Source organism: Acinetobacter sp. LipI_19, from assembly GCF_058242925.1.
The window spans coordinates 3,350,308-3,376,498 of record NZ_JBZAYK010000001.1 but is presented as its reverse complement, the minus strand read 5'-3'; the positions used below and the strand labels follow the sequence as shown (position 1 = coordinate 3,376,498).

The 26,191-nt window shown below is 39.7% G+C and carries 17 protein-coding genes, 2 tRNA genes and 3 rRNA genes; 15 read left to right on the top strand and 7 right to left on the bottom strand.

All coding sequences use genetic code 11. The features are described from left to right. Positions 1-84: 84 nt before the first annotated feature. The 4 genes from AC4CVF_RS16190 (at position 85) to AC4CVF_RS16175 (ending at position 4,400) form a co-directional block, all read left to right on the top strand. Positions 85-2,058: a lytic transglycosylase domain-containing protein gene (locus tag AC4CVF_RS16190; protein WP_151801732.1), complete on the top strand. Its 1,974-nt coding sequence runs from the start codon at positions 85-87 to the stop codon at positions 2,056-2,058. Positions 2,059-2,096: 38 nt separating this feature from the next. Further along, complete coding sequence (locus tag AC4CVF_RS16185; protein WP_419358893.1) at positions 2,097-2,756, top strand: ribonuclease T2 family protein; 660 nt, start codon at positions 2,097-2,099, stop codon at positions 2,754-2,756. 170 nt (positions 2,757-2,926) lie between these two features. After that, the gene (locus tag AC4CVF_RS16180; protein ID WP_004717959.1) at positions 2,927-3,913 is read left to right on the top strand and encodes a malate dehydrogenase; all 987 of its coding nucleotides are present in this window, start codon (positions 2,927-2,929) and stop codon (positions 3,911-3,913) included. Between the two features lie 232 nt (positions 3,914-4,145). Continuing rightward, positions 4,146-4,400, top strand: coding sequence for a DUF2789 family protein (locus AC4CVF_RS16175; protein WP_490789710.1), 255 nt, complete (start codon positions 4,146-4,148; stop codon positions 4,398-4,400). Between the two features lie 130 nt (positions 4,401-4,530). Here the strand turns inward: AC4CVF_RS16175 and AC4CVF_RS16170 are convergent, their stop codons facing one another. Together AC4CVF_RS16170 and AC4CVF_RS16165 are read right to left on the bottom strand one after the other, a co-directional pair. After that, positions 4,531-5,058, bottom strand: coding sequence for a hypothetical protein (locus AC4CVF_RS16170; protein ID WP_336952147.1), 528 nt, complete (start codon positions 5,056-5,058; stop codon positions 4,531-4,533). 104 nt (positions 5,059-5,162) lie between these two features. Beyond that, positions 5,163-5,765, bottom strand: coding sequence for a 2OG-Fe(II) oxygenase (locus AC4CVF_RS16165; RefSeq protein WP_490789709.1), 603 nt, complete (start codon positions 5,763-5,765; stop codon positions 5,163-5,165). 116 nt (positions 5,766-5,881) lie between these two features. On the opposite strand from AC4CVF_RS16165, the gene AC4CVF_RS16160 reads away from it, so the two are divergent. The 8 genes from AC4CVF_RS16160 (at position 5,882) to rrf (ending at position 14,641) form a co-directional block, all read left to right on the top strand. Next, a complete protein-coding gene (locus tag AC4CVF_RS16160; protein ID WP_004717951.1) occupies positions 5,882-6,739 on the top strand; it encodes a 23S rRNA (adenine(2030)-N(6))-methyltransferase RlmJ in 858 nt (285 codons plus the stop codon). Between the two features lie 164 nt (positions 6,740-6,903). Next, entirely contained in the window at positions 6,904-7,731 is an 828-nt protein-coding gene (gene pssA, locus AC4CVF_RS16155; RefSeq protein ID WP_004717950.1) for a CDP-diacylglycerol--serine O-phosphatidyltransferase, read from the top strand. A 34-nt stretch (positions 7,732-7,765) separates the two neighbouring features. Then, positions 7,766-8,851 carry a DUF6670 family protein gene (locus AC4CVF_RS16150; RefSeq protein ID WP_419358891.1) on the top strand — a complete coding sequence of 362 codons (1,086 nt, stop codon included), beginning with the start codon at positions 7,766-7,768 and terminating at the stop codon, positions 8,849-8,851. A gap of 471 nt (positions 8,852-9,322) precedes the next feature. Next, positions 9,323-10,861: ribosomal RNA gene (locus AC4CVF_RS16145) — 16S ribosomal RNA — on the top strand. 59 nt (positions 10,862-10,920) lie between these two features. Continuing rightward, a tRNA-Ile gene (locus AC4CVF_RS16140) sits at positions 10,921-10,997 on the top strand. A gap of 44 nt (positions 10,998-11,041) precedes the next feature. Continuing rightward, positions 11,042-11,117, top strand: a tRNA-Ala gene (locus AC4CVF_RS16135). Positions 11,118-11,453: 336 nt separating this feature from the next. Beyond that, positions 11,454-14,344, top strand: a 23S ribosomal RNA gene (locus AC4CVF_RS16130). Positions 14,345-14,526: 182 nt separating this feature from the next. Further along, positions 14,527-14,641 (top strand): 5S ribosomal RNA (rrf, locus tag AC4CVF_RS16125). The 16S, 23S and 5S rRNA genes sit together here with 2 tRNA genes alongside, the layout of an rRNA operon. A 139-nt stretch (positions 14,642-14,780) precedes the next feature. Here the strand turns inward: rrf and AC4CVF_RS16120 are convergent. Further along, on the bottom strand, positions 14,781-16,154 hold the full coding sequence (locus AC4CVF_RS16120; RefSeq protein ID WP_419328697.1) for a dihydrolipoyl dehydrogenase: 1,374 nt from the start codon (positions 16,152-16,154) through the stop codon (positions 14,781-14,783). 216 nt (positions 16,155-16,370) lie between these two features. Between AC4CVF_RS16120 and AC4CVF_RS16115 the strand changes: the two genes are divergently transcribed. Then, positions 16,371-20,828, top strand: coding sequence for a hypothetical protein (locus AC4CVF_RS16115; RefSeq protein ID WP_336954540.1), 4,458 nt, complete (start codon positions 16,371-16,373; stop codon positions 20,826-20,828). 347 nt (positions 20,829-21,175) lie between these two features. Here the strand turns inward: AC4CVF_RS16115 and AC4CVF_RS16110 are convergent, their stop codons facing one another. The 4 genes from AC4CVF_RS16110 to thyA form a co-directional block, all read right to left on the bottom strand. After that, positions 21,176-21,616: an META domain-containing protein gene (locus AC4CVF_RS16110; protein WP_234622392.1), complete on the bottom strand. Its 441-nt coding sequence runs from the start codon at positions 21,614-21,616 to the stop codon at positions 21,176-21,178. Positions 21,617-21,694: 78 nt separating this feature from the next. Beyond that, positions 21,695-22,756: an Lnb N-terminal periplasmic domain-containing protein gene (locus tag AC4CVF_RS16105; RefSeq protein ID WP_336954541.1), complete on the bottom strand. Its 1,062-nt coding sequence runs from the start codon at positions 22,754-22,756 to the stop codon at positions 21,695-21,697. A 31-nt stretch (positions 22,757-22,787) separates the two neighbouring features. Further along, complete coding sequence (locus tag AC4CVF_RS16100; RefSeq protein WP_336954542.1) at positions 22,788-23,300, bottom strand: dihydrofolate reductase; 513 nt, start codon at positions 23,298-23,300, stop codon at positions 22,788-22,790. Positions 23,301-23,379: 79 nt separating this feature from the next. Then, complete coding sequence (gene thyA, locus AC4CVF_RS16095) at positions 23,380-24,222, bottom strand: thymidylate synthase (RefSeq protein WP_151801587.1); 843 nt, start codon at positions 24,220-24,222, stop codon at positions 23,380-23,382. Between the two features lie 174 nt (positions 24,223-24,396). Here thyA and AC4CVF_RS16090 point away from each other — a divergent pair, with 174 nt between their 5' ends. Further along, entirely contained in the window at positions 24,397-25,194 is a 798-nt protein-coding gene (locus tag AC4CVF_RS16090; protein WP_336954543.1) for a YwqG family protein, read from the top strand. 407 nt (positions 25,195-25,601) lie between these two features. Next, positions 25,602-26,129: a hypothetical protein gene (locus AC4CVF_RS16085; RefSeq protein ID WP_004726489.1), complete on the top strand. Its 528-nt coding sequence runs from the start codon at positions 25,602-25,604 to the stop codon at positions 26,127-26,129. Positions 26,130-26,191 lie beyond the last annotated feature (62 nt).

Here is a 26,191-nt window from a genome sequence, read left to right as displayed (position 1 = left end):
AAGGTTACATAACACAACAGTAGAAATGGATTAGAATAATTAAACTAGGCACAAATAAGTGCATCAGTATGTTAAAGGCACATCATGCAGGTTGAGAGAAAAACGGTGTTAAAGCAGCAACTTAAGCAAAATAAATTAAAACTTTACCTTTTAGGAACAGTTGCATGTACAAGCCTGCAAGTGGCTCATGCTGCTGAAGAGCAGTTTAATGATGCTTTACGTAATGCAAATAATCCAAGCGCTTTAGAACAATACCGTTCTTCAATGCAAAATGATGCTTTGGGCTATTATCCTGAGTATTGGTCACTGAATTCAAATCTCGCTTTTCAACCTTCTGCAAATATCATTAGCTTTGCGCAACGTTATCCTCAATCGGCGATGGCGGAAAAGTTAGCTGCGGATTATGTCGAAGAAAAGGTTAAACAAGCAGATTACGCCAGTGCGCAGCCTGTATTGCAATATGTCTCTAATCCAGATCAAGCAGAACGTTGTGCTGTTGCTCAAGTTCGTGCGAAAACTGGTGACGTTTTGGTCTATGCTGAATTTAAAGATGTTTGGTTGGCAACCAATTCTCAACCTGAATCATGCAATGGTTTAGGCCGCATGATGCTTAGCAGCCCACTCATGACTGCTCAAGATCGTCAACAACGATTATATGCACAACTGAGAGCAGGGCAGTCTGGTCTAGCTATCGCTACCGCACAAACGATTGGGGTTAATTTATCATTAACCCAATTGAACCAAATCCAAGCCAATCCATTAAATTATTTATGGTCTGCACCAAAAAACAATGTAGAAGATTATGCTTATTTGGTTTATGCACTGGGTCGTGCAGCAGATACGGATTTAACCAGCGCTTTGCAGTCAGTACCTAAGTTGGTTCAGGGTGTACCAGCGGATGTACAAAAATATATTTATCGTACTGTCGGTTATATCGGCGGAACGACCGTTATGAAAAATAATTTTAATCGTGAAGTACTGCAAAATTTTGATGCAAGCTATGGTGTGCCATTCAGTGCAGAAGAAGCAGAAGTTTACGCACGACAAGCCATTCGATTTGGGGCTTGGGAAAGTGTAATTCGTGCAATAGACAGTATGAGTGTGACACAAAAGCAAGAAGACCGTTGGCAATATTGGTTGGCACGTGCTTCAGAACAACGCAATGATGCACAATCTAAAAGAACCGCCAAAGATATCTATCAACGATTGGCAATGTCGGGTGATGATTATCATAATTTGCTTGCCAAAGATCATTTGGGGCAAAAATATAATGATAGCCCTGCCAGAGAACAGCCTTCAACTGATGATCAGCAACGCTTAAATAGTGATATTCATTTCCGTCGTGCATTTACTTTGCGAAATATTAATGCGCCTGCAACATATACCAATAGGGAATGGAACTGGGCGGTACGTCAGGCATACTTAAAACATGATGATGGGCTGCTGCTTGCTGCCGCAAAACGTGCAACTGATATGGGTTGGTATGATCGTGCAATTTACGCAGCAGAACGTACTGAGAAAAAACATAACTATGTTTATCGTTATGCCACACCTCATCAGTCGTTGGTGGTAAGTCATAGCCGTAATGCGGGTATTGATCCAGCTTGGGCCTATGGTTTAATGCGCCAAGAAAGTCGTTTTGTGACTGCTGCTCGCTCACATGTTGGTGCAGGTGGTTTGATGCAAATCATGCCAGGCACTGCAAAGTTGGTGGCAAAACAAATGGGTGAAACTTATAATCCTGCTGCACTCAGTGATGCCAATACCAATATTCGCTATGGTACTTTCTATCTGTCCATGATTCATGGTCAATTAAGCAGTAACCCTGTCTTGGCAACAGCAGGATATAATGCTGGGCCAAATCGTGCGAAACGTTGGCAGCCAGATTATCAAAATCTTTCAGCTGATCAATATACGGAATCTATTCCTCTGAATGAAACACGTGACTATGTAAAAAATGTGATGACCAATGCAGCACATTATGGAATATTGTTGGGACAAGGGCCTCAAGCGATTGAAAGTCGTATGCCTGTTATTCCAACCCGTGTTTCACAATAAAACTATTTAGACTTGGATGAAACTTTGTTGGTAAATCAATGATTTTCAAAATTTTGCGTAAATTGAAAGAATTTTGCTTAGCATGGACCTTATGCTTTGTGGGATTTTTTGGGCTCAATATGCAGTTACATGCTGCACCGCAATTACAAGGCTATGTCATGCAAGTCCAGATGACACCTGCTGTATGTGCATTAGATTCCTCTAAACAAAAACAACGCAAATGTCTCGAAGGTTATTCATTAACAATCACAGGTTTATTGCCTGAAACGACAGAGCGGAATTGCACCACCAATACATCTGCAAGTTTAACGCCTCTACAAGCCAAGGTCGTTGCACGGGTAATGCCTGAGGAAAATGCGCGTATTCAATTGTGGCGTAGTGTGGGTGGCTGTGTTCCAATGAACGCGAGTCAATATTTTAGAACAGTGATTAATTTAGCAGATCGTTTGAAGATTCCTACAGATTTAACCAGCTCTGAAAATAAGAATGTACAACATAATGCGTTAAAAACTCAATTCGTTAGATTAAACCCGGGAATGAATAACGATAGTATCCGTTTTACTTGTCAAAGTTCATCATCAAACCCTGTATTAACCGAGGTTCAAGTGTGTTATCGGGTCAATGGTCAGTATAAACAATGTTCAAATCACATTGTTTCAAACTGCCCAAATACATTCTCAATCAAAGGGACTTATTAATTCTTCTGAGGTATTTTATTTATATTTCCTATCATACTTTTGTTGAAAAGCATTCTCTTTTACATGCAACTGTTAAAGGATTGGAGTACAATCTTTGCCGTTTATGATAATTCGATTAAAACGGATTTAACCGTTTAATCACATTAACGATCCTCATTGGAGATAATTACATGAAGCAACCTGTTCGCGTTGCCGTTACTGGCGCAGCTGGTCAAATCGGTTACAGCTTATTATTCCGTATCGCTAGCGGTGAAATGCTTGGTAAAGACCAACCCGTTATTTTGCAATTGTTAGAAGTTCCATTTGAGAAAGCTCAAGCTGCGCTTAAAGGCGTAATGATGGAATTAGATGACTGTGCTTTCCCATTATTGGCTGGCATGATCGGTACTGATGATCCAAAAGTTGCATTTAAAGATGCTGACTACGCGTTATTGGTTGGTTCACGTCCACGCGGTCCTGGTATGGAACGTGCTGACTTGTTAAAAGTGAACGGTGAAATCTTCATTGGTCAAGGTCAAGCACTTAACGAAGTTGCGAGCCGTGACGTTAAAGTACTTGTTGTAGGTAACCCTGCAAATACAAATGCTTATATCGCAATGAAATCTGCTCCTGATCTTCCAGCGAAGAACTTCACAGCAATGTTACGTCTTGACCATAACCGTGCGTTGACTCAAATTGCTCAAAAAGCAGGTGTTGCTGTAGCGGATATCAAAAATCTTACAGTTTGGGGTAACCACTCTCCAACAATGTATGCGGACTACCGTTTTGCAACTGCAAATGGCGTAAGCTTAAAAGACAAAATCAACGATGCTGATTGGAACGCAAATGTATTCCTTCCAACTGTTGGTAAACGTGGTGCTGCAATCATTGAAGCGCGTGGTCTTTCTTCAGCTGCTTCAGCTGCAAATGCTGCGATCGACCATATGCGTGATTGGGCGCTTGGCACCAATGGCGAGTGGGTAACAATGGGTATTCCTTCTGATGGTTCTTATGGAATTCCTGAAGGTGTGATGTACGGTGTTCCTGTGATTTGTGAAAATGGCGAATACACACGTGTTGAAGGCTTAGAAATTGATGCATTCAGCCGTGAACGTATGGACAAAACACTTCAAGAGCTTGAAGAAGAGCGCGCAGCTATTGCTGATATGCTTAAATAATTAAAACTTAATCTTTTAAAGATTAAATTTGAAAAAGCACTCTATTTAGGGTGCTTTTTTTAGATTCAAGTCAAACATTCTGAGAATCGATAATTTAACTTAAGCCAACTTTTGTTTGTTTTTTAATCACAAATTGAAACAAGAAAAATAAAATCTAGACTATCTTTTAAAATTATTTTCTTATAAGTTAATTGAATAAAACATGACAAATAAATTTATATAAGGAGGCAATATGATCAGGACGAACACACCATCCTTAGAATTACTATTTTCTCAACTTGGTTTGGCAAATAGTCCAGCAGCAATTGAGCTATATGTACGCACTCATCAATTGCCAGCAAATCTTTCATTACATGAAGCGTCATTTTGGAATAGATCTCAGCGTGACTTGTTAATTAGTCATTTGGTGCAAGATGATGATTGGGCGATTTGGATTGATGAGTTAAACCAACAATTGCATCTAGATGCGTATAAGTTAACAGCTTAATGATTTAGTTTTCCCCAGAGCAACAAAAAGATGGCCAAATGGCCATCTTTTCTATTTCGCATCGATCAAATTAGTATTGATCAAAATCAATAAAAAATAGTGTCATTTTGAATGGGCATAATACTGCTGATCAATGCAATTTAGACTGAATCATTTGACTAAACCATGTCTCATTGCGAACAGGTCGAAATGCAGTATGTTGTTGCAGTAATGTTAAATCAAAATCAGTAGTCTTGATATATTTACTCAGCCAGTGACGAGTCAATGCAAATTCATTTTTACTCACAGATGCATAAGCCAACATAAAGTAAATATCAGCATGATGATGTTGCGCCAGTGGTTTTAATATCTGCTGAGTAATCAATGCATAACGTGATTCTTTAGTCAATTCAAAGTAAATCATATAGGCTTTGGCCAAATGCAAAGAAAGCTGAATGTACACTGACATTGGCATTTCTTCATATTCAAATCGTGCAGTTTCAAGCAACACAATTGCTTCTTGCAAAAAATGGATTTGTTCCTGCTTTGAATGACTTTTAGTGACCAGCTGTAAGCGTAAGTCCCCACGTTCAAGTGCAAGTTCAGGTGTATTGCCTGACAAATACAATTGATCTGTTTCCCCAATACGCGAGATGATTTGTTTTGTATTATCAAACATGTGCTGAATCCTCTGAATTTATGAAGAGTATTATGAGGCCTATTTCAATAATTTAAAGCTTGGCGCATAGAGATACAGCATTGCAAATTCGAAAACTGAGTATATTACAACACTTTATTGTCACTTCTTAGCCATGCGGTAATTGATAATCGCTGATGTTTGGCTTCTAGCACTTCATGTAATAAATCACTTTGGAACATAGCAATACGATTAGGCTGGGGTTCTATAATATGCCACACATTATTTTTATCCTGTAAGTGTAACTTTCCACCCCAGTCATCCTGCCATTCTTGGTGTAAATAATACACCGTAGAAATCATACGGCCATTTTTACCTTGTGGATTATCACGATGAAGTGCATAGAATTCCCCAGCGTTATAGCAGGCAAAATGTGCTTCTACATCCTGAATGCCTAAATAAAATGAGTAGTTTAAAATTTGCGAGAGTTGTTTAAGTGCATCAATATGTTGTTGTGCGATCGTAAGCTCTTCATTGATCCACAAGATATGGTCGCTGCGAATATTGCTGATCACACCATTTTGAATTGCTGCTTCACGAAAGCGATTTAAATTTGAAGTACATTCTGCAACCAGTTCAAGTCCGTATTCAGCGGAGTAAGCATTATCAATGATGGTAAATCCATGTTGATCTAAATCATCAAGAATTTGATCAACATTCCATGACTTTGGGAGTAGCAGGGCTTCCATAAATTACCAAAAAATAGTGCAATAAAGATATGTTGTTATATTAGAACAAACGATGGACAGTGAAGAAATATTTTTTCGTGTTAAAATGATTATTGAACTCAGGAATTAATCGAAACATGAATTACCGTCACCATTTCCATGCAGGCAACTTTGCCGATGTCATGAAACATGTGTTATTGCTGCAACTTTTGACACGTCTAAATACTAAAGACAAACCATATCGCTATATAGATACACATGGTGGTGCAGGTAAATATGATTTATCTACTTCTGAAGCACAAAAATCAGGAGAATTCTTAACCGGTATTCATCGTCTGGTTAAGCTTGATGAGTCGATTAAACGTAATGCGCCTGAAGGTGTAAAACAATATCTTAAAATTGTTGAAGATATGCGTGCAGGTTCAGGTAAAGGTGCTTATCCAGGTTCACCTTGGTTTGCGCTTGAAGGCATGCGTGATATTGATAAAGCGACTATTTTTGAAATGCAGCGTGATGTGTTTCAACAATTGTATTTTAATATTCGTGATAAACGCGCGGGTTTACATGAGCGTGATGCTTATGAAGGCCTTTTGGGGGTTATTCCACCCAAAGAAAAACGTGGTTTGGTGATGATCGATCCACCTTATGAATTAGAACGTAAGGACTTTCCGCAACTGGTCGAGTTGATTGCCACTGCACATAAAAAATGGCCAACAGGTGTATTTGCAATTTGGTATCCAATTAAAGACCGTGCCATGATTGATCGTTTTGAAAAGAAAATGATGAAAACAGGGATTCGCCGTCAGTTGGTCTGTGAAGTTTGTGTTTGGCCAGATGACACACCAGTTGGGTTGAATGGTTGTGGTTTGTTGGTGATTAACCCACCTTGGAAATTCTCTAACGATGCTGATGAGGCATTGCAATGGTTGTTCCCACATTTACGTATGAGTGAAAATGGTGGACATGCTGCTGTTCGCTGGTTAGTGGGTGAATGATCCATTCGATTGGATATCAACAGAAACATGAACGATGGTGTGAATTACAAATTAAGACGAAATAAATTGAGTAATTCACATCAATTTCACTTAAAAATGAATGTGATAAAATATTTAAGTGAGATATCAACAGCTCTATCAGAGCCATAGATAGGATTCAAAAAATGACAAATATAAATAAACCAGAAAGCCCAAACTCTTCTAATCAAGACCATGGATTTGATGGCATTACTTTTGAAGTGGAAGAAGAAGAGCATACCCATGAAGGGCAGAAGGTCAAACGTCGCGGAATCTATTTGTGGCCAAACCTGATTACAACTTCTGCGTTGTTATCTGGCTTTTATTCGATTATTGCTAGTATGAATGGTGACTTCACTCAAGCTGTTTATGCAATATTCCTTGCAGCACTATTTGATGGTTTGGATGGTCGTGTTGCTCGTGCAATTGGTGCACAAAGTGCTTTTGGTGAACAATTCGATTCACTTTCAGATTTGTTGGCATTTGGTGTTGCCCCTGCGATTTTAATGTATAGCTGGAGTTTGCATGATCTAGGGCGGATTGGCTTGGCTGCTTGTTTTGTTTATACCGCATGTGCTGCATTTCGTTTAGCACGCTTTAATGTACAAATTGGTGTGGTCGATAAGCGTTATTTCATTGGTGTCGCAAGCCCATTAGCAGCGATTATTATTATTGCATGGGTATGGGTTGGACAAGATTTTACCTATATTTTTGATTTAAAAGATGTTGCGATTCAAGCGACCAATGCATTTGTTATCATTGCAGTAGGTTTGTTGATGATTTCAAATATCAAATATTATTCTTTTAAAACTGTAGACCGCAAACGTGTTCCATTCTTTGTATTGCCTATAGCAGTTTTTATCCTTGCAGCAATCACTTATAATATTCCTGTAGGGATTTTAGTCATTTCGATTATCTATGCGATTTCTGGTTTTGTGACAACATTCTTAGCGAGAAAGAATACTGTTGAATAAAGTGTAAAAAGATAAAAGGGTAAGGGGGCTTGATATGCGGTTGTTTCAAGATTTCTTAGATCAGTCTAAACAGCTGAATCAAGCTCAAACGCCTATAGAACTTTGCTGTCATCCCCCTCAAGACAGATATAAAATTATTCATCAAAAATTAGTGCTTGCCGATCTACCTGCACCATTGCATTACCTCAATTTTTTTAGTTTGATTGGACAGCCCAATAGTCCTGTTTTTTGCAATAACAATGAAATCTCGACAACTGCTTTAGATACAGCAACCCTGCTGGTCAGCTCTAGCCCTCATATGGTGGGGCAGCTAAGCTCATACTCAATTCAGCATGAATGCCAATTTCACACCGATGAAAATTGCAATGTAACCTATGCGTTTGGTCAAAAAGAAAAAGTGTTTGGAAAAGTTCCTCATTTTACTTTTCAAAGACTAGATGACGAATTGAGTGTGAATTTAAGTATTACGACATTGCCTTTAATTTCTCATTTTATTCATTTGAAATTTGGATTTGCGCAGCACTGGTCTTTGGTTGCGCACTGTAAAGGGACAATTCAATACAAAGATCAAAATTATGAAATTGAACAAAATGCTGTTTTTGAATATATGAAAACAGTAAATTTCCCTTATCTACCTTATGCACTATATACATATCAATTGATTCAAGTGAATGATGAATTACAGATTATTTTTATGCATAGTCGTGATCAGATGAATAATATTTTACATTCACGTATCTATATTCGAGATATTCAAAACAATGAAACAAAAATGCTTGATCGACAGGTCTGTTTCAATATTCACCGTGTGTTCCCTAAAGTCACAACAGTAAATCATCAGGAGATGTATTTACCACGCGAGTTCGAATGGCAATATCAAGATGAAAATACCAAAATTGATATTCAAGCACAAAGTCGTGGGGATTATAAATTTGGTTTAGCCGCGGGTTATGTTGGAAGTTTTTTTTATCAACTACATCTCAATGAAGAATATTATCAAGGTGAGAGTGGTTACTGTGAATATATAGATTGTCGTCCTTTAAAATGGCAGGAAATAGACAAAGACAATAAGTTATCAAACAAATCGAGCAATCCAGTGCTGATAATGCTTAAAAAATAGCTCAAAAAACAAAAAAAAGATCAATTTAGAATAATAAATAAGCAAGTGATAGAAAAAATGAAAAATAATTAAAAAAAGGGGTTGTGTTGGGAATGGAATGCTGTAGAATGCACATCCATCGGCGGTGATGTTAAATAAAACTTCTGATAAATCAGGCACTTGATTAAGTTGTTAAGATTTCGAATTGAGATTTTAAGATGAGGTTAGAGTTGGGTTTGTTAGAAAAAATAATTAACATTATAGATTGACTTTTTAGAGATAGAGAGTAGTATAGCCGACCTAGCTTGATGCTGACGAAGCATTGAGAAGATCATTAAGAGAATATGAAGAACAACTTGTGTGGATTTTTACTAATTGATTGATCGAAATATTATCATTGATTGATTGGTTTAAATTACTCGAAGTTTATTTGAGAGAATTTGTCAGAACATTGATGAGCCAGAATTGTGACCTTAAGTCACTAATGATTTTTAACTGAAGAGTTTGATCATGGCTCAGATTGAACGCTGGCGGCAGGCTTAACACATGCAAGTCGAGCGGGGGAGATTACTTCGGTAATTGACCTAGCGGCGGACGGGTGAGTAATACTTAGGAATCTGCCTATTAATGGGGGACAACATCTCGAAAGGGATGCTAATACCGCATACGCCCTACGGGGGAAAGCAGGGGATCACTTGTGACCTTGCGTTAATAGATGAGCCTAAGTCGGATTAGCTAGTTGGTGGGGTAAAGGCCTACCAAGGCGACGATCTGTAGCGGGTCTGAGAGGATGATCCGCCACACTGGGACTGAGACACGGCCCAGACTCCTACGGGAGGCAGCAGTGGGGAATATTGGACAATGGGGGGAACCCTGATCCAGCCATGCCGCGTGTGTGAAGAAGGCCTTATGGTTGTAAAGCACTTTAAGCGAGGAGGAGGCTCTTCTAGTTAATACCTAGGATGAGTGGACGTTACTCGCAGAATAAGCACCGGCTAACTCTGTGCCAGCAGCCGCGGTAATACAGAGGGTGCGAGCGTTAATCGGATTTACTGGGCGTAAAGCGTGCGTAGGCGGCTTTTTAAGTCGGATGTGAAATCCCCGAGCTTAACTTGGGAATTGCATTCGATACTGGGAAGCTAGAGTATGGGAGAGGATGGTAGAATTCCAGGTGTAGCGGTGAAATGCGTAGAGATCTGGAGGAATACCGATGGCGAAGGCAGCCATCTGGCCTAATACTGACGCTGAGGTACGAAAGCATGGGGAGCAAACAGGATTAGATACCCTGGTAGTCCATGCCGTAAACGATGTCTACTAGCCGTTGGGGCCTTTGAGGCTTTAGTGGCGCAGCTAACGCGATAAGTAGACCGCCTGGGGAGTACGGTCGCAAGACTAAAACTCAAATGAATTGACGGGGGCCCGCACAAGCGGTGGAGCATGTGGTTTAATTCGATGCAACGCGAAGAACCTTACCTGGTCTTGACATAGTAAGAACTTTCCAGAGATGGATTGGTGCCTTCGGGAACTTACATACAGGTGCTGCATGGCTGTCGTCAGCTCGTGTCGTGAGATGTTGGGTTAAGTCCCGCAACGAGCGCAACCCTTTTCCTTATTTGCCAGCACTTCGGGTGGGAACTTTAAGGATACTGCCAGTGACAAACTGGAGGAAGGCGGGGACGACGTCAAGTCATCATGGCCCTTACGACCAGGGCTACACACGTGCTACAATGGTCGGTACAAAGGGTTGCTACCTAGCGATAGGATGCTAATCTCAAAAAGCCGATCGTAGTCCGGATTGGAGTCTGCAACTCGACTCCATGAAGTCGGAATCGCTAGTAATCGCGGATCAGAATGCCGCGGTGAATACGTTCCCGGGCCTTGTACACACCGCCCGTCACACCATGGGAGTTTGTTGCACCAGAAGTAGGTAGTCTAACCGTAAGGAGGACGCTTACCACGGTGTGGCCGATGACTGGGGTGAAGTCGTAACAAGGTAGCCGTAGGGGAACCTGCGGCTGGATCACCTCCTTAACGAAAGATTGACGATTGGTAAGAATCCACAACAAGTTGTTCTTCATTGATGTATCTGAGGGTCTGTAGCTCAGTTGGTTAGAGCACACGCTTGATAAGCGTGGGGTCACAAGTTCAAGTCTTGTCAGACCCACCAAGTCTACTGAACACAGAAGAGCAGATATATTAAGATCTTAAGCTGGGGACTTAGCTTAGTTGGTAGAGCGCCTGCTTTGCACGCAGGAGGTCAACGGTTCGACTCCGTTAGTCTCCACCACTAATTACAGACTAAGTGATTACAGAACTTAGTAAGCCGATAGCTTATTAAGTTCTGTGATTTATCACAGTTAACTACTCGCTGACGAGGCGGTAGTGAATCATTAACAGAATATATTTGAGTTGAAATAATTGTTTAACTCGTTTTAGTTGATGTTAGCAAGCAATTGTTAATATTGAATGAAATGAGAACTAGCGATAAAACTGAATCAAGCGTTTTGGTATATGAATTAAATTGAAGCTGTATAGTGATTAAGTTCACAGGCAACAAATAGAAGTGGTTGAATCCACATTGTTGATCCTCCTTGTAGGGATTAGCGACTGTTTGGGGTTGTATAGTCAAGTAATTAAGTGCATGTGGTGGATGCCTTGGCAGTCAGAGGCGATGAAAGACGTAATAGCCTGCGATAAGCTTCGGGGAGGCGGCAAATATCCTGTGATCCGGAGATTTCTGAATGGGGAAACCCACTTACCATAAGGTAGGTATCGCATGATGAATACATAGTCATGCGAGGCGAACGAGGGGAAGTGAAACATCTCAGTACCCTTAGGAAAAGAAATCAATTGAGATTCCCTCAGTAGCGGCGAGCGAACGGGGATCAGCCCATTAAGTTATATGTGTTTTAGCGGAAAGCTCTGGGAAGTGCTACCGTAGAGGGTGATAGTCCCGTACACGAAAGGGCACATATAATGATGACGAGTAGGGCGAGGCACGTGAAACCTTGTCTGAATATGGGGGGACCATCCTCCAAGGCTAAATACTCCTGACTGACCGATAGTGAACCAGTACCGTGAGGGAAAGGCGAAAAGAACCCCTGTGAGGGGAGTGAAATAGAACCTGAAACCGCATGCATACAAGCAGTGGGAGCCGACTTGTTCGGTGACTGCGTACCTTTTGTATAATGGGTCAGCGACTTATATTCAGTAGCAAGGTTAACCGTATAGGGGAGCCGTAGAGAAATCGAGTCTTAATAGGGCGTTTAGTTGCTGGGTATAGACCCGAAACCGGGTGATCTATCCATGAGCAGGTTGAAGGTTGGGTAACACTAACTGGAGGACCGAACCCACTGTCGTTGAAAAGCCAGGGGATGACTTGTGGATAGGGGTGAAAGGCTAATCAAACTCGGTGATAGCTGGTTCTCCCCGAAAGCTATTTAGGTAGCGCCTCGGACGAATACCATAGGGGGTAGAGCACTGTTTCGGCTAGGGGGTCATCCCGACTTACCAAACCGATGCAAACTCCGAATACCTATGAGTACTATCCGGGAGACAGACTGCGGGTGCTAACGTCCGTAGTCAAGAGGAAAACAATCCAGACCGCCAGCTAAGGCCCCAAAATTATAGTTAAGTGGGAAACGATGTGGGAAGGCATAGACAGCTAGGAGGTTGGCTTAGAAGCAGCCACCCTTTAAAGAAAGCGTAATAGCTCACTAGTCGAGTCGGCCTGCGCGGAAGATGTAACGGGGCTAAAACTATATGCCGAAGCTGCGGATGTATACTTAGTATACGTGGTAGGGGAGCGTTCTGTAAGCCGATGAAGGTGTATTGAGAAGTATGCTGGAGGTATCAGAAGTGCGAATGCTGACGTGAGTAACGACAATGCGAGTGAAAAACTCGCACGCTGAAAGACCAAGGGTTCCAGTCCAACGTTAATCGGGGCTGGGTGAGTCGACCCCTAAGGCGAGGCCGAGAGGCGTAGTCGATGGGAAATTGGTTAATATTCCAATACTTCTGTGTAATGCGATGAGAGGACGGAGAAAGTTAAGTCAGCCTGGCGTTGGTTGTCCAGGTGAAAGGCAGTAGGCATGCATCTTAGGCAAATCCGGGGTGCTCTATGCTGAGAGCTGATAGCAAGCTAGTTTACTAGCGAAGTGGCTGATACTATGCTTCCAGGAAAAGTCTCTAAGCTTCAGTTACACAGGAATCGTACCCGAAACCGACACAGGTGGTCAGGTCGAGTAGACCAAAGCGCTTGAGAGAACTCTGCTGAAGGAACTAGGCAAAATGGTACCGTAACTTCGGGAGAAGGTACGCTGCTGACGGTGATAGGACTTGCTCCTTGAGCTATTGGCAGCCACAGAAACCAGGCCCCTGCAACTGTTTATTAAAAACATAGCACTCTGCAAACACGAAAGTGGACGTATAGGGTGTGATGCCTGCCCGGTGCTGGAAGGTTAATTGATGGGGTTAGCGTAAGCGAAGCTCTTGATCGAAGCCCCAGTAAACGGCGGCCGTAACTATAACGGTCCTAAGGTAGCGAAATTCCTTGTCGGGTAAGTTCCGACCTGCACGAATGGCATAATGATGGGGGCGCTGTCTCCAGCAGAGACTCAGTGAAATCGAATTCGCCGTGAAGATGCGGTGTACCCGCGGCTAGACGGAAAGACCCCGTGAACCTTTACTGCAGCTTGACATTGAACTTTGATCTTACTTGTGTAGGATAGGTGGGAGGCTTTGAAGTAGTGACGCCAGTTGCTATGGAGCCATCCTTGAAATACCACCCTGGTAATATTGAGGTTCTAACTCTGTCCCGTTATCCGGGACGAGGACCATGTCTGGTGGGTAGTTTGACTGGGGCGGTCTCCTCCTAAAGAGTAACGGAGGAGTACGAAGGTGCGCTCAGCGTGGTCGGAAATCACGCGTAGAGTATAAAGGCAAAAGCGCGCTTAACTGCGAGACCCACAAGTCGAGCAGGTACGAAAGTAGGTCTTAGTGATCCGGTGGTTCTGTATGGAAGGGCCATCGCTCAACGGATAAAAGGTACTCTGGGGATAACAGGCTGATACCGCCCAAGAGTTCATATCGACGGCGGTGTTTGGCACCTCGATGTCGGCTCATCTCATCCTGGGGCTGAAGCAGGTCCCAAGGGTATGGCTGTTCGCCATTTAAAGAGGTACGCGAGCTGGGTTTAGAACGTCGTGAGACAGTTCGGTCCCTATCTACCGTGGGCGTTGGAAATTTGAGAGGATCTGCTCCTAGTACGAGAGGACCAGAGTGGACGAACCTCTGGTGTACCGGTTGTGACGCCAGTCGCATCGCCGGGTAGCTATGTTCGGAAGGGATAACCGCTGAAAGCATCTAAGCGGGAAGCCTACCTCAAGATAAGATTTCCCTAGGACTTTATGTCCTCTAAAGAGCCGTTGAAGACTACGACGTTGATAGGTTGGATGTGGAAGTGCGGTGACGCATGAAGCTGACCAATACTAATTGCTCGTGAGGCTTGACTATACAACACCCAAGCAGTTGTATACGAACTTCGAAAGAAGTAAGCATCATTTGATTCATAAAAGATCAAACATACTTGATTTAGTTGTAAAGCTAGTTAAAATATTCAACTCAAATGTTCTGTTAAACTCATTTGGTACGAAGTAAGGCATTTAAATAAGACCCGAACAAGTCCATAACAGTTTGCTGGCGACAATAGCAAGAGTGAACCACCTGATCCCTTCCCGAACTCAGAAGTGAAACCTCTTAGCGCTGATGGTAGTGTGGGGTTACCCATGTGAGAGTAAGTCATCGCCAGCTTTTAAATCTAAAACACCCCGGTCTCTAGCGAGAACGGGGTGTTTTTTTATGTGCGCTGTTTAGTGGCATAATGAAATAGAAATGTTTGGAAGAAAATATAAAAGCTCTATTCTTCAAAATAGAGCTTCAGGTAAAAGCGTTATTTAAGTTGTCTTCGGGCATGTTTTAATGCTGTTCTTAAGCCTTCTTCCAAAGTTGGATGATAAAAAGGTTTTGCTAATACTTCATCAATTGTTAGTTCTTCGGAAATGATCCAAGAGAGTAAGTGAGTCATATGTTCAGCAGATTCAACAAAAAGTTCAGCACCTAAGAGTTTTCTGCTTTGCTGATCTACATAAACTTCAGCAGCACCTTTATTTTTACCTAAAACCAATGCACGACCTTGCTTTTCATAAGAAGCAAAACCTGTAATAAAATCTATGTTTGATTTTGATAGTGAGGCAAAGCTTTGACCAGCAATTCCCATTTCAGGACTACAGAACACGATACCTAAAGGTGATAGGTTATTTAAGTTGTATACATTGGGGAAATTTAAACAACTTGAAATGACATTTCTTCCTTCATTCGCAGCCTCATGTTGTAAAGGTGTTTGAGTGAAAGCATCACCAATAATAAATATTGGAAAATCAGCCAATTGTTTAGTGTTGTGATGAACCGGTAATTGTTTTAAATCTGAGAATGCCTGATCAATATTTTCGAGGGATAAGGTTGATAAGTTTGTAGCACGACCAGTCGCATTTAAAATATAGTCAACCTGTATGGATTTAGACTCATTATTTTCGATAAATGATATTTCAACACCATTTTCAAGATCTTGAATTGAATCAGGTAAAACTTCAAATTTTATATTAAGTTCTTTGGATAATTCCGTTTGTGCAATTTCTTGTAAATTAGGGCTACTCAATACCCCTACTTTTTTGCTTCTTGCAAAAATAGTCGTATTTACGCCTAAGCGATGCATTGCTTGAGCCATTTCAATTGCAATCACACCACTACCGATTACGGCAATAGATTTAGGCAAAGTCTCAAGTTCAAATACTTCATCCGATGTGATCAGTTTATTGCCTATTTTATTTTTCCAATCCTGGTTATAAGTCGGTGTTGAGCCTACAGCAAGAATAAATGATTTAGATTGATAATGTTTTCCATCGACCTCAACCGTATTTGCATTTACAAATTTAGCTTCGCCATCAATTTTATGTGCAGTTTCCCAACTTTCTACATCTTTAAGCGTCGCACGAGCAAAGCGGTCACGTAAATTTCTGACATGTTGCATAACTTGACGTGTATCGATCTCTGCTTTTACCTCTAAAGCGACTTCTTTAGCATTTTGAATGTCATACATTCGATTTGCAGTTGAAATGAGAACTTTACTTGGCATACAGCCAACACGGACACAGGTTGTATCCCATGGACCTTTATTGATAATCAGTATGTTAGATGTATATTTGATTGCTTCTTTATATGCACTAATACCTGCTGTACCTGCGCCGATGATGATGATGTCGTACATATCTTCTCCTCATTTAATTATATTACAAGAAATATTAATTAAAGATTTAATAGCAATTTATAAAAAATATTCATATAAAGAGTGTCGTCAAATTATATTTTTTCAATATATCACAAGTATTAGATTGAAAAGTTTTGTAGATTTGAGTACATTTCGTGTAAAAGCCATAAAAGTATTTTTAGGGCAAAACTTATACTAAATACAATGGATGAAATTATGATTTACTTAACAAAATTTAAAGAATTAGGGGTTAAAGCAACAGTTCTGGCGTCCTCGTTAGCTTTAGTGGCGTGTGGCGGCGGTGGAGGTGGTGGATATTATGGGGATGATAAGAATAATGGTGGAACAGGTACAGAAAATGGTGGTAATGGTTCAACCACGGATACTAAAAAAGTTGTAGAAAGTTTGGGGCTTTCGCTACAAGATGCTGAAGCTAAACCAATTGATGTTGCTTATGACAATTCTAAAGTATTAATTTCAGTTCAAGCCTTGAACAGTGATAAAGGTGGTGTTGCTGCTAAACTGGTAAATTTATCGATTACAGATAGTGAAAAATTAGGTGTAACAAGTAAGAGTTCTCAAGTAACGACTGGTGATGATGGTGTTGCGGTATTTGAATTAAATATTCCTACACTGAATGCGAATTCTGGAAAAGTACAGCTGACTGCAACTGTAGATGGAACAACAATTAAACAGGTTTATACCCTTAATATTAAAAAAACAAGCACGATTCAAAGTGAATATAATCTTAAAATCCAACAGGGAGTTGTGCTTAATTTACCAAAAGGTTCAGCTTCTATTACTGCCCAAGTCACAGATAAAAATGGTGGTGTAAAAGCGAATCAATCTGTATCTTTAGCTTTACCTGCTGAAATGCAAGGTAAATTTTCGATTACAAATGGTTCTACCTTAAAAACAGATGAGCTAGGCAAAGCAACCTTTAATATTACTGCGAATAGTGATTTAACGGCAGCTGACATTGCTCAACTTGTATTAACCTCGTCAAGTTTAGATTTTAAATTAGTGGATGAGTTTAAAGCTGAGAGCCAAGCAAAAGCATCAGTTACTTTTAAAGATGTTTCTCAAATTGTTCAAAAATTAGAAATAGTTACTCAAGATAGCCCTATCGTTGCACAAGGTGGAACGACGCAAGTTACTGTTGTTGCAAAAAATAGTGATGGTAATCTTTTAACCAATAAAAAAGTAAAATTATCTTTTACAGATAGTAGTGCTGTATATGGTGTCACGATTGATCAGGCAGAAGTGACAACTGATGCGAAAGGCTATGCAGTATTTACCCTTAAATCTGCATCATCGTATCCGATTGCCTTATCTCAACAAGGAATTAACTTAAAAGCGACTTATAGTGACTCCGCAGATATTTTTGCAACAGCAACAGTTAAAGTGACAACTGCTGATACTGGAGCATCAAACCAGCAGGCACTTCAACGTCTTGAAATTGCATCTTCGTATCAGATTAATGCAAAAAATGATTCGATTACCATTACTGTTAAAGGAATTAATAATAAAGGTGAAGCCGCGACTCAAGGTAAGGTCAAACTGAGCCTAAATGCTGAAGCGAATTCTAATGGTGTTACTTTTGATGGAAGTGCAGAACAGGAATTTAAAACAGGTTATGTCACTTACACCTTAAAAACCAATGCTAAAACGCCGGCAGCTGTTGAAGCTTTAGTTGCGGCAGGTATTACTGCAACATTTACCACCGATAATAATGTAACAAACAGCATTAAGATTACAGTAGAAGATGAAGCGAAGTCAGAGGAAGCATTAAGTTATCTTGCAATAGACCCGATTAATGTGGCCTATGATTACACTAAGGATCAAACCATTGTAGTCAAAGTGAAAGCTACAGGTGTAAAAGGTAGTGCATTAAAAGGAGAGACTGTTAATTTAGGATTTTCAAAGGCATATTCAGTTTCAGAGTTGCAAAGCCTAGGATTAAGTCTATCCAGTTCTGCGGATGCACTTACGGATGCAACAGGTTATGCAACCTTTACCTATCAGTATAAAGCAAGTGGAAGTCCAACCCAAAAAGCATTAGTTGAGAATGGTTTAGGCCTCATTGCTAAACCAACCAATGGAGTTGGCGCGGCAAGTACAGTCAATCTCAATTTCAAAGCACCAACAGCTCAAGGTGAAATTGATTTAGATCACTTGAATATTGATATGTTGGGTAGCCTCATTTTAACCGCAAATAACGAACAAACCTTCGATGTAACCGTTAATGCGTTGGGTACAGATGGTAAGGCGCTGCCGAATCAAAAAGTGTCTATCGGGCTAAATGATGCGGCGACAAGTAATGGAGCGAGCCTCGCTACGGCGGCAACACTTACAACGAATGACCAAGGTCAAGCAACGTTTAAGATTAAGGTGAAAGCCAATAATATAAGTGAGTTGGCAAACTTAGTTGCAAATGGCCTTACCGTGGCTGTAAAAGGAGTACGTACCGATGGCTCTGCTTATACCGTTACACGTAAAGTTGAGATCTCTCAACCTGTGGTTATCATTCCAGATTTGGCTGCGTTAAGTCTGAGCTATGATGTTCAAACCGTTTCTGTATTGGGTGGAGAAGTCCGTGTTAAAGTAATTGCTAAAGATGAGAATGGAACAATTATTCCAAATACATCTGTCGCGATTGCATTATCAAGTTTAGCGGGTTCTCGAGTTTCATTGTCAGACTCCAATTTAACAACAAATAGTAAGGGTGAAGCTGAATTTACCATTAGAGTTGCTGAAGGTGCTTATGATGCGAGCTTAATCAAGAATGGCATCACGTTTGCTGTCGTGGGTACAAATCGTAATAATGGTGATCGTATTCAGCAGACGGGTTCGATTCAGGTTGCTATCCCTCAAGATTCTGTAAACTTGCGTTTAACTGCTGATAAAAAAGAATTAGAGTTTGGCAAAAGTTATCAAGTTCAAGTTGCAGTTAAAGATGAATTAGGTGCTAATACAGGCTATCCTGTAAATTTAGCTTTAAATAAAGAAGCTTATGATGCAGGAATTCGTTTAAGTAATGATTCGCTAGTCACAGCAGCAAATGGTCAAACACAGATTACGATTACGATTCCAAAAGATATTCCAAGTGCTGCTAAACAAGCATTAATTGATTTAGGTTCTAAAGCAATTCAAATCAAAGGTACGATTAAAAATCCGAAGGGTGTTGATGTTGTATCTACCTTAGAATTTAGTGTTTTTGAGGCAGTGAATCCAAATCATTTAACTATAGATTCTTCTAAGGCAAGTTTAAGTGTTGCTGGTGATAAAACAATTGTTAAAGTGCAATTGCTTGATAACAATGGTCTTCCTGTTAGAGATGAAGATGTAACCTTAGCGGCGAATAATTCTGCGACATTGATTATTGGAACACCAGGAGATGGACACCCAACAAATACAAGTAAACCACAGACTGTAAAAACTGACTCAAATGGTAATGCTTTCTTCTCTGTGGAAGTGGATGGTAATACTGCTGATGGAGACTTGTTATTGGCAAGTGGTATTGAACTCACAGCAAGTAATACCAATACAAATGGTGCCTTAACAACACAGATTTATCGTTTAACGGCATTTAAACCTTCACCAACAGCACCTCAACCTGCGCGTTATAATTTACGAATCGAGTCGAATAAAGCAACACTAAATGTGCGTAATGATCTAGCAAATGTTACGGTGACTTTAGTCGATCAAAATGGTGGTGGTGTTGCGAATAAATATGTCAACTTGAATATCAAAGATTTTGTTCGAAATGGGGTACTTATTGTTGGTGCATCTGGTTTAACAACCGACCAAAATGGACAAGCAGTATTTAAAGTTAAGGTTGATGAAAGTGCACGTAATGCGACATATACTGCAGCAGCATTTGATGCTGATGATTTAAATTTAACAGCGACATTCAGTGAAGCTGGGTATTTAGACGCAACTCAAATTTCACGTATTGATGTTGTGCAGTCAGTTGTGCAGAATCCAGTTGCATCAATTGTTATCGGTGTTAATCCTACAGAAACGGGATCTTCAAATGACGGTGTGTACTACACGAAAAATTTATCAGTAAGTGTTGTCGATTTTGATGGTAAGCCGTTAGCGAATCAAAAAGTGGAAATGGATATTAATCCAACTAATTATGTTAAAGGTCGTTACATTTGGGCGTTAGCACCTGTGCCTGGCTCTGATCCAGTATTAAAATGGGTTGGACCTGGTAGTGGTTATTATAACTTGAACAATCCAAATATTTATTTAAGTAATGGTATTCCAATGAACAATAATGGAACGCCAGCAGATACGACTGATGACTTTCCTGCATTAACAACAATCAATTCAGCACATAGTTGTGCTGTAACCGCGCCATATAGTGCAATTACCAATAATGAAGTAAACAGCATTCCCGTTAAAGTACCAACATTCTTAGGACAAGGGGCTACGGCAACGTATACAACGGATGCTGAAGGGAAATTTGATTTTGTGATTCGTTATCCGAAGATTTATGCTCAATGGCTTAATGTACAAATTGGCGCATCATCACAAGTTGCGACATTACCATTTAGAACGACATATAATTTAGGGCTGGCTTCAGTTGCATCTGATTACAGTACTGATGGGACATTCGGACCAAATTTAAACAGTCCTTATGGTATCAATACGACTACATGCCCATAATTTTTATTGATAAAAAACAGCGCTTCGGCGCTGTTTTTTTATTTAATAGATGTTCCCATACTTACCCCAACCGTAGGTTTTACATTCATTGAACTACATGCAGATAAAATTAGGCATGAGATCAAGATAAGGCCAATGAACTTCATAGAAATATCCAAATTTTAAGTTGTTGTTATTCTAATCCCAATGATAAGACAGCGTGTGTAGTAAAATTATTGTCTTTCATTGATTGAGTTAAAATTTTTATTCAATTTCATTGTTGATATTGGATTCTATAATCTGAGGTGTTTAAAAGCCTAACGTTTTAAGCTTTTAAACTGTGTATATAAATAACTGCTTAGACGATGTTATGGCGTTGTAAATTGCAAAACACGATTCCCATATTGATCAACTAACTTTAACGTTTTGTCATAGACTTGATAACCTTTCACCTTATTGAGTGCTTCAGTATAGTCAGCCGCGAGTTTCATAGTGTCCTGACAATACATCCGAGTAGAGCCGAGTTGCCCTAAGGTTAAGTGCTGTCCTTTGATGGCGTATGCACCCATAATACGATTACAACCATCTGCACCACTTACCCGTAAATCTGAACCAAATTGAATACTTGGTACGTTGTGAGCATTTGGTGTTGCTTTATATTCTGTTGCACCAATATGCGTGAGTGTCCAATTTTTGTTTTGCAACAAACTTAAATTTTGGCTTTGTTGATCAGCACTTGGTGTAGATGCACATCCAGAAAATAAGAGCGTTGCTGTGATGAATGTGGTTGCGAGTATGGATTTAAACATGCGTATTCTCCTAATTTTTAATGATTATATAAACAAAATTGAGTTAAACCATAAAGACGAGCTGACTAAAGCTATACATTATTGAGCATGTTCATCAGGTAAACCAAAACGAATCACTTTAGAAAAGTTATCGCTATTTTGATATTTAAACTGAGCATATTCAGCCGTTCTTGGATTGATATGTGCTTTTTTATACCATTCTTTGATTGACCATTGATGATTTAATGCACCCAAATCATAAAGATAATTGGGTAAATAACCTGAAGCCAATAAACGATAATCTGTTGGTAATTTTTCAGGGGAAATTGCCTGAACCATATCAAAAACCAAAGTTGTACAGTTACTGGTTAGGGTGTTGTACCACTTTGGATGTTCTGCCAAAGCGGAAGATTTCAAAAGATACTCTTCAAACAATGCTTTGGTTTCTGCTTTTGGTAGTTGAATCGGGAAAAAATAAACCTGCTCACCTCGAATATTACTCCGTGTATAAACAATATCTTTTTCATCTGCAGCGATTAGACTTAGCTCAAACTGTCTAAAAAAACCACCAATTGCAGAAAAGTTTTCATTTTTTTCTTTTCGAATTTCAATGGAAAAAACGAGTGGGCGCTGATTTAAAAAATCAAAGCTAACCAAGGTATGGGCAATTTGTGGTCCCATCCAATAAGAGGTGATGATATTGACGCCTGTAATCTCATCTAAGTTGTAGCTTCTGGTTTCCCAGCGTTCGTCATATTGATCAGGGGAGTGCCAATTAAAGTTACGGACATTATGAATCGTGACAAGATGACCTTGCTGCTCGTAAGTAAAAATTCTGGAAACTTCAGGACTCCATTGACGATCTTGTTGCGCAGGAATATTAAAGTACCAGACTAAGCTGACAATAAAGGCGATGATATAGATCAAACTGTCAGTTTTTCGGCTAAATATATTTTTAGTAAAATAGATTCCAAGAATACTCAGTGCAAAAATAATCCAAATAGGGATGATGATATAACTGAAAATCTTTCCTAAGGGGTGTTGAATCCAAATTGCGAAACAAAACCACAGGCTGCTCAATACGACAAATAAGCTAAACAAGGAATGGATTATCCCCATTCCAAGTGTATGCAGTATTGATCTTGCTTTTAAGCTATCCATAAGCCACTATTTTTATTCATAAAGTTCAGTGCTATTTTCGGTATGTTGCAAACTCAAAAGCAATAGCTGTTTTGTCATCAACATGTGACTCGCTCGCAACTTTTTTAAATTCCGCTGGAATTTCTGGATAATACGCATCACCTTGTACATCGAGTTCAATGTGGGTGAGCTCTAAACGATCAGCAATGTGCATGGTTTGTTTAAAAATTTCACCACCACCAATGATAAAGATACTGGCAGGTTTTTCTGAGACCAATACATCAGGAATCGCTTGCTCCAAAGCAGCATCTATACTATGGGCCGTTTTAACTCCAGCAAAACTCCAATCCTGATCACGGGTAATCACCCAATTGACACGTTTAGGTAATGCACGTCCCATCGATTCAAGCGTTTTACGTCCCATCACCACAACACCACCTTGGGTGATTTCTTTGAAGTGCTTAAGGTCTGCTGAAATATGCCATGGAAGATCGTTCGCTTTACCAATGCAGCGTTGTTGATCCATTGCAACGACATGCACAATTTCAAAGTTTTTAAATGTCATAATGAATTCGCTTATTATCCATTGGAAAATTTTCCCTCCTATTGCAAGGAGGGAATAAGGAAAGACTGAATTAAAATATTTAAACAGCTACAGGTGCTTTAATTGCAGGATGTGACTCATAACCTGTAATTTCAATATCTTCAAATTTAAAGTCAAAAATATCCTTAATTTCAGGATTTAATTTGAGTTGGCACAGTGGTAAGGGCTCACGTGTTAACTGAAGTTTCGCTTGTTCAAAATGGTTAACATATAAATGTGTATCACCGCCAGTCCAGACAAAATCACCTACGCCTAAACCACAAACTTGAGCAACCATATGAGTCAGTAGAGCATAGCTGGCAATATTAAATGGCACCCCTAAGAAAACATCTGCACTACGTTGATAAAGTTGGCAAGACAACTTTCCATCTTGAACAAAAAATTGGAATAAAGTGTGGCATGGCGGTAAGGCAACTTTACCTGCTTCATTTGGATTCCAGCCAGACACAATCAAACGACGTGAGTTTGGATTGGTCTTGATTTCATTGACCAACCAACTGATTTGGTCAAAACCATCATTTTCAAACAAACCATTATCTTTTTGCGTAGCGCCAAAGTTACGCCATTGATGACCATAGACTGGGCCCAACTCCCCTTCAGGGCGTCCAAAACGGGCAGTCTGCTCAGCGGTAGACCATTCATCCCAAATCGAAACTTTATTGTCTTTAAGATATTGAACGTTGGTGTCGCCTTTTAGGAACCACAGCAATTCAATCACAATTGAGCGGAAATGAACCTTTTTAGTGGTTAGTAGCGGAAACCCTTTTGACAAGTCAAAACGCATTTGATGACCAAATACAGAACGAGTACCAGTACCAGTACGATCACCTTTGTCACCGCCATCGTCTAGGATATGTTGTAGAAGGTCTAAATACGCTTTCATATAGTGTCCAATTTGGGGCGTCCATACGACATAAATGACAGATTATGTCGCATGATTACCCATTCGTAATGTTTCTGAATAGCTTCAGAGTTTATACTAATCTGAGTTTCTTTTTAAGCTAGATTATTTTCTGTTTTGCATCCATCTAACAGCTAAAACTAAGAGTATTTGAAAATGAGTATAAATTTGAATGAGCTCCCAGCATGTTTACAGCCATATAAAACGCAAATTATTGCGACAAAAAAAGACAGTATAGAAATATCATTAGTGCCGACTGAAGATTTACAGATTTGGCAAAGCAAAGTGGGTGGAAATCCCTATTTACCTGTAGAGACGCAATATCCGCAGAGCGCGGAGGGGGATGACCTACAATTATTGGCGCAGATCAATTTTGCAGAAGTGCCAGAAAATCAACATTATCCAAAGTCTGGAATTTTACAGTTTTTTATCAATCCGCATGATGATTTATATGGTCTCAATTTTGATGATCAAAAAAAGCAAGATGGCTTTCGGGTGGTTTTTTATGACAAGATTGAGCAAGATCTTGCACTTTTACAAAGCGATTTTCCAAGTTTTGTTGAGGACGATATTTATAGTCCTATCGCAGGACAGTCTGCGATTCAGTTTGAGAAGGCTGAAAGCTATATTGATATGAATAATTTTGATTTTGCTCAAAAAGTCACAGACCCTTATGAAAAAGATAATGAAGAAGAGTTTTGTGATGAGTACAGTGAAGTTTTTTCCGCAAGCGGTCATCGTTTAGGTGGATATCCATTTTTTACTCAATCTGATCCGCGTGAATACAATGAATCTATTCAAGATTATATTTTACTGTTGCAGATCGATACAGGTGAAGCTGAAGGTATTGAGATCATGTGGGGCGACTCAGGTGTAGGGAACTTCTTTATTCATCCGGATGATCTTGAAAAAAGAGATTTCTCTAAAGTGGTGTATAACTGGGATTGTTATTAAGCACCGACGGCATAATTTCTAAAAAGCTGATGTTGATAACATCAGCTTTTTATTGAAAAAATCTTTCTTTGGCATACGATTTTGCTGAATTCATAAAACAAAAGTGTGACTGAATTGACAGTTTAATGTGTTGATTAGATTAAGAAAATATTTTAATGATACGGCCCAGTAAACCTCTATTGATTAATTTTTAAACAAACAAACCCAAGTGATGAATTGTGTAATGTCAGCAGTTTCAGTAGCTTGAGGCGTTACAAATGAGATTTATTAACACTTACATATTTTTTTACATGTTTTAAGTCTACATTTTAAGAATTGCTGATTACTATTCATGGCTTGTGAAAAGTTGTTATTGATTTAAACAAGGTAGTTTGAATCAATTCAAAAGGGCAGTTTGAGGACAATGCATGATTTACGACCACAATGTTAATATGAATGAATACGTGAATCCCACGGTTCATATTCAGATTCGATCGGAAAATCAAAATAATAATTTTCGACCAGATGAATACTTAAAAAATAAAGCATTTGAAACTTTTAAAAATCAAACTGAAGCATTTAAGAAAGAAAGCTTAATCGATATTAGTAAATTTACTGAAAAACTTGTCAGTATGTCACGTAGTACTACTGCACATCGTTGTGCAAGATATGTGCGTATAGCGCTTGAATCAGCTGGTGCACGTTTTTCTGATCATCCAGTTGCGGCTTCAGATTGGGGTTCGACTTTAACTGAGATTGGTTATAAGCAAATCCGTCCTGACTTTGATAATCCTCAAGAAGGTGATATTTATATCATCAACAGTACCAGTCGCCATCGTTATGGCCATATTGCTGGATTTACAGGTTCTCAATGGGTTTCTGACTTTAGACAGCGTAGTTACGATGTGTATAAAGACCCAAATGTAACCTATGAGTATTATCGTTTAGCTGCTTAGTTTCACAGTCAAAATCATTTAATCTATTACGGATTAAAAGATAAAAAAGGAAGCTTTTGGAA

Bases quoted from the DNA above. Each gene is read 5' to 3' on its own strand.
- thyA (WP_151801587.1), bottom strand. From the start codon at position 24,222: ATGAAAGCGTATTTAGACCTTCTACAACATATCCTAGACGATGGCGGT.
- AC4CVF_RS16100 (WP_336954542.1), bottom strand. From the start codon at position 23,300: ATGACATTTAAAAACTTTGAAATTGTGCATGTCGTTGCAATGGATCAA.
- AC4CVF_RS16110 (WP_234622392.1), bottom strand. From the start codon at position 21,616: ATGTTTAAATCCATACTCGCAACCACATTCATCACAGCAACGCTCTTA.
- AC4CVF_RS16085 (WP_004726489.1), top strand. From the start codon at position 25,602: ATGATTTACGACCACAATGTTAATATGAATGAATACGTGAATCCCACG.
- AC4CVF_RS16115 (WP_336954540.1), top strand. From the start codon at position 16,371: ATGATTTACTTAACAAAATTTAAAGAATTAGGGGTTAAAGCAACAGTT.
- pssA (WP_004717950.1), top strand. From the start codon at position 6,904: ATGACAAATATAAATAAACCAGAAAGCCCAAACTCTTCTAATCAAGAC.
- AC4CVF_RS16105 (WP_336954541.1), bottom strand. From the start codon at position 22,756: ATGGATAGCTTAAAAGCAAGATCAATACTGCATACACTTGGAATGGGG.
- AC4CVF_RS16150 (WP_419358891.1), top strand. From the start codon at position 7,766: ATGCGGTTGTTTCAAGATTTCTTAGATCAGTCTAAACAGCTGAATCAA.
- AC4CVF_RS16170 (WP_336952147.1), bottom strand. From the start codon at position 5,058: ATGTTTGATAATACAAAACAAATCATCTCGCGTATTGGGGAAACAGAT.
- AC4CVF_RS16165 (WP_490789709.1), bottom strand. From the start codon at position 5,765: ATGGAAGCCCTGCTACTCCCAAAGTCATGGAATGTTGATCAAATTCTT.
- AC4CVF_RS16190 (WP_151801732.1), top strand. From the start codon at position 85: ATGCAGGTTGAGAGAAAAACGGTGTTAAAGCAGCAACTTAAGCAAAAT.
- AC4CVF_RS16180 (WP_004717959.1), top strand. From the start codon at position 2,927: ATGAAGCAACCTGTTCGCGTTGCCGTTACTGGCGCAGCTGGTCAAATC.
- AC4CVF_RS16120 (WP_419328697.1), bottom strand. From the start codon at position 16,154: ATGTACGACATCATCATCATCGGCGCAGGTACAGCAGGTATTAGTGCA.
- AC4CVF_RS16160 (WP_004717951.1), top strand. From the start codon at position 5,882: ATGAATTACCGTCACCATTTCCATGCAGGCAACTTTGCCGATGTCATG.
- AC4CVF_RS16090 (WP_336954543.1), top strand. From the start codon at position 24,397: ATGAGTATAAATTTGAATGAGCTCCCAGCATGTTTACAGCCATATAAA.
- AC4CVF_RS16175 (WP_490789710.1), top strand. From the start codon at position 4,146: ATGATCAGGACGAACACACCATCCTTAGAATTACTATTTTCTCAACTT.
- AC4CVF_RS16185 (WP_419358893.1), top strand. From the start codon at position 2,097: ATGATTTTCAAAATTTTGCGTAAATTGAAAGAATTTTGCTTAGCATGG.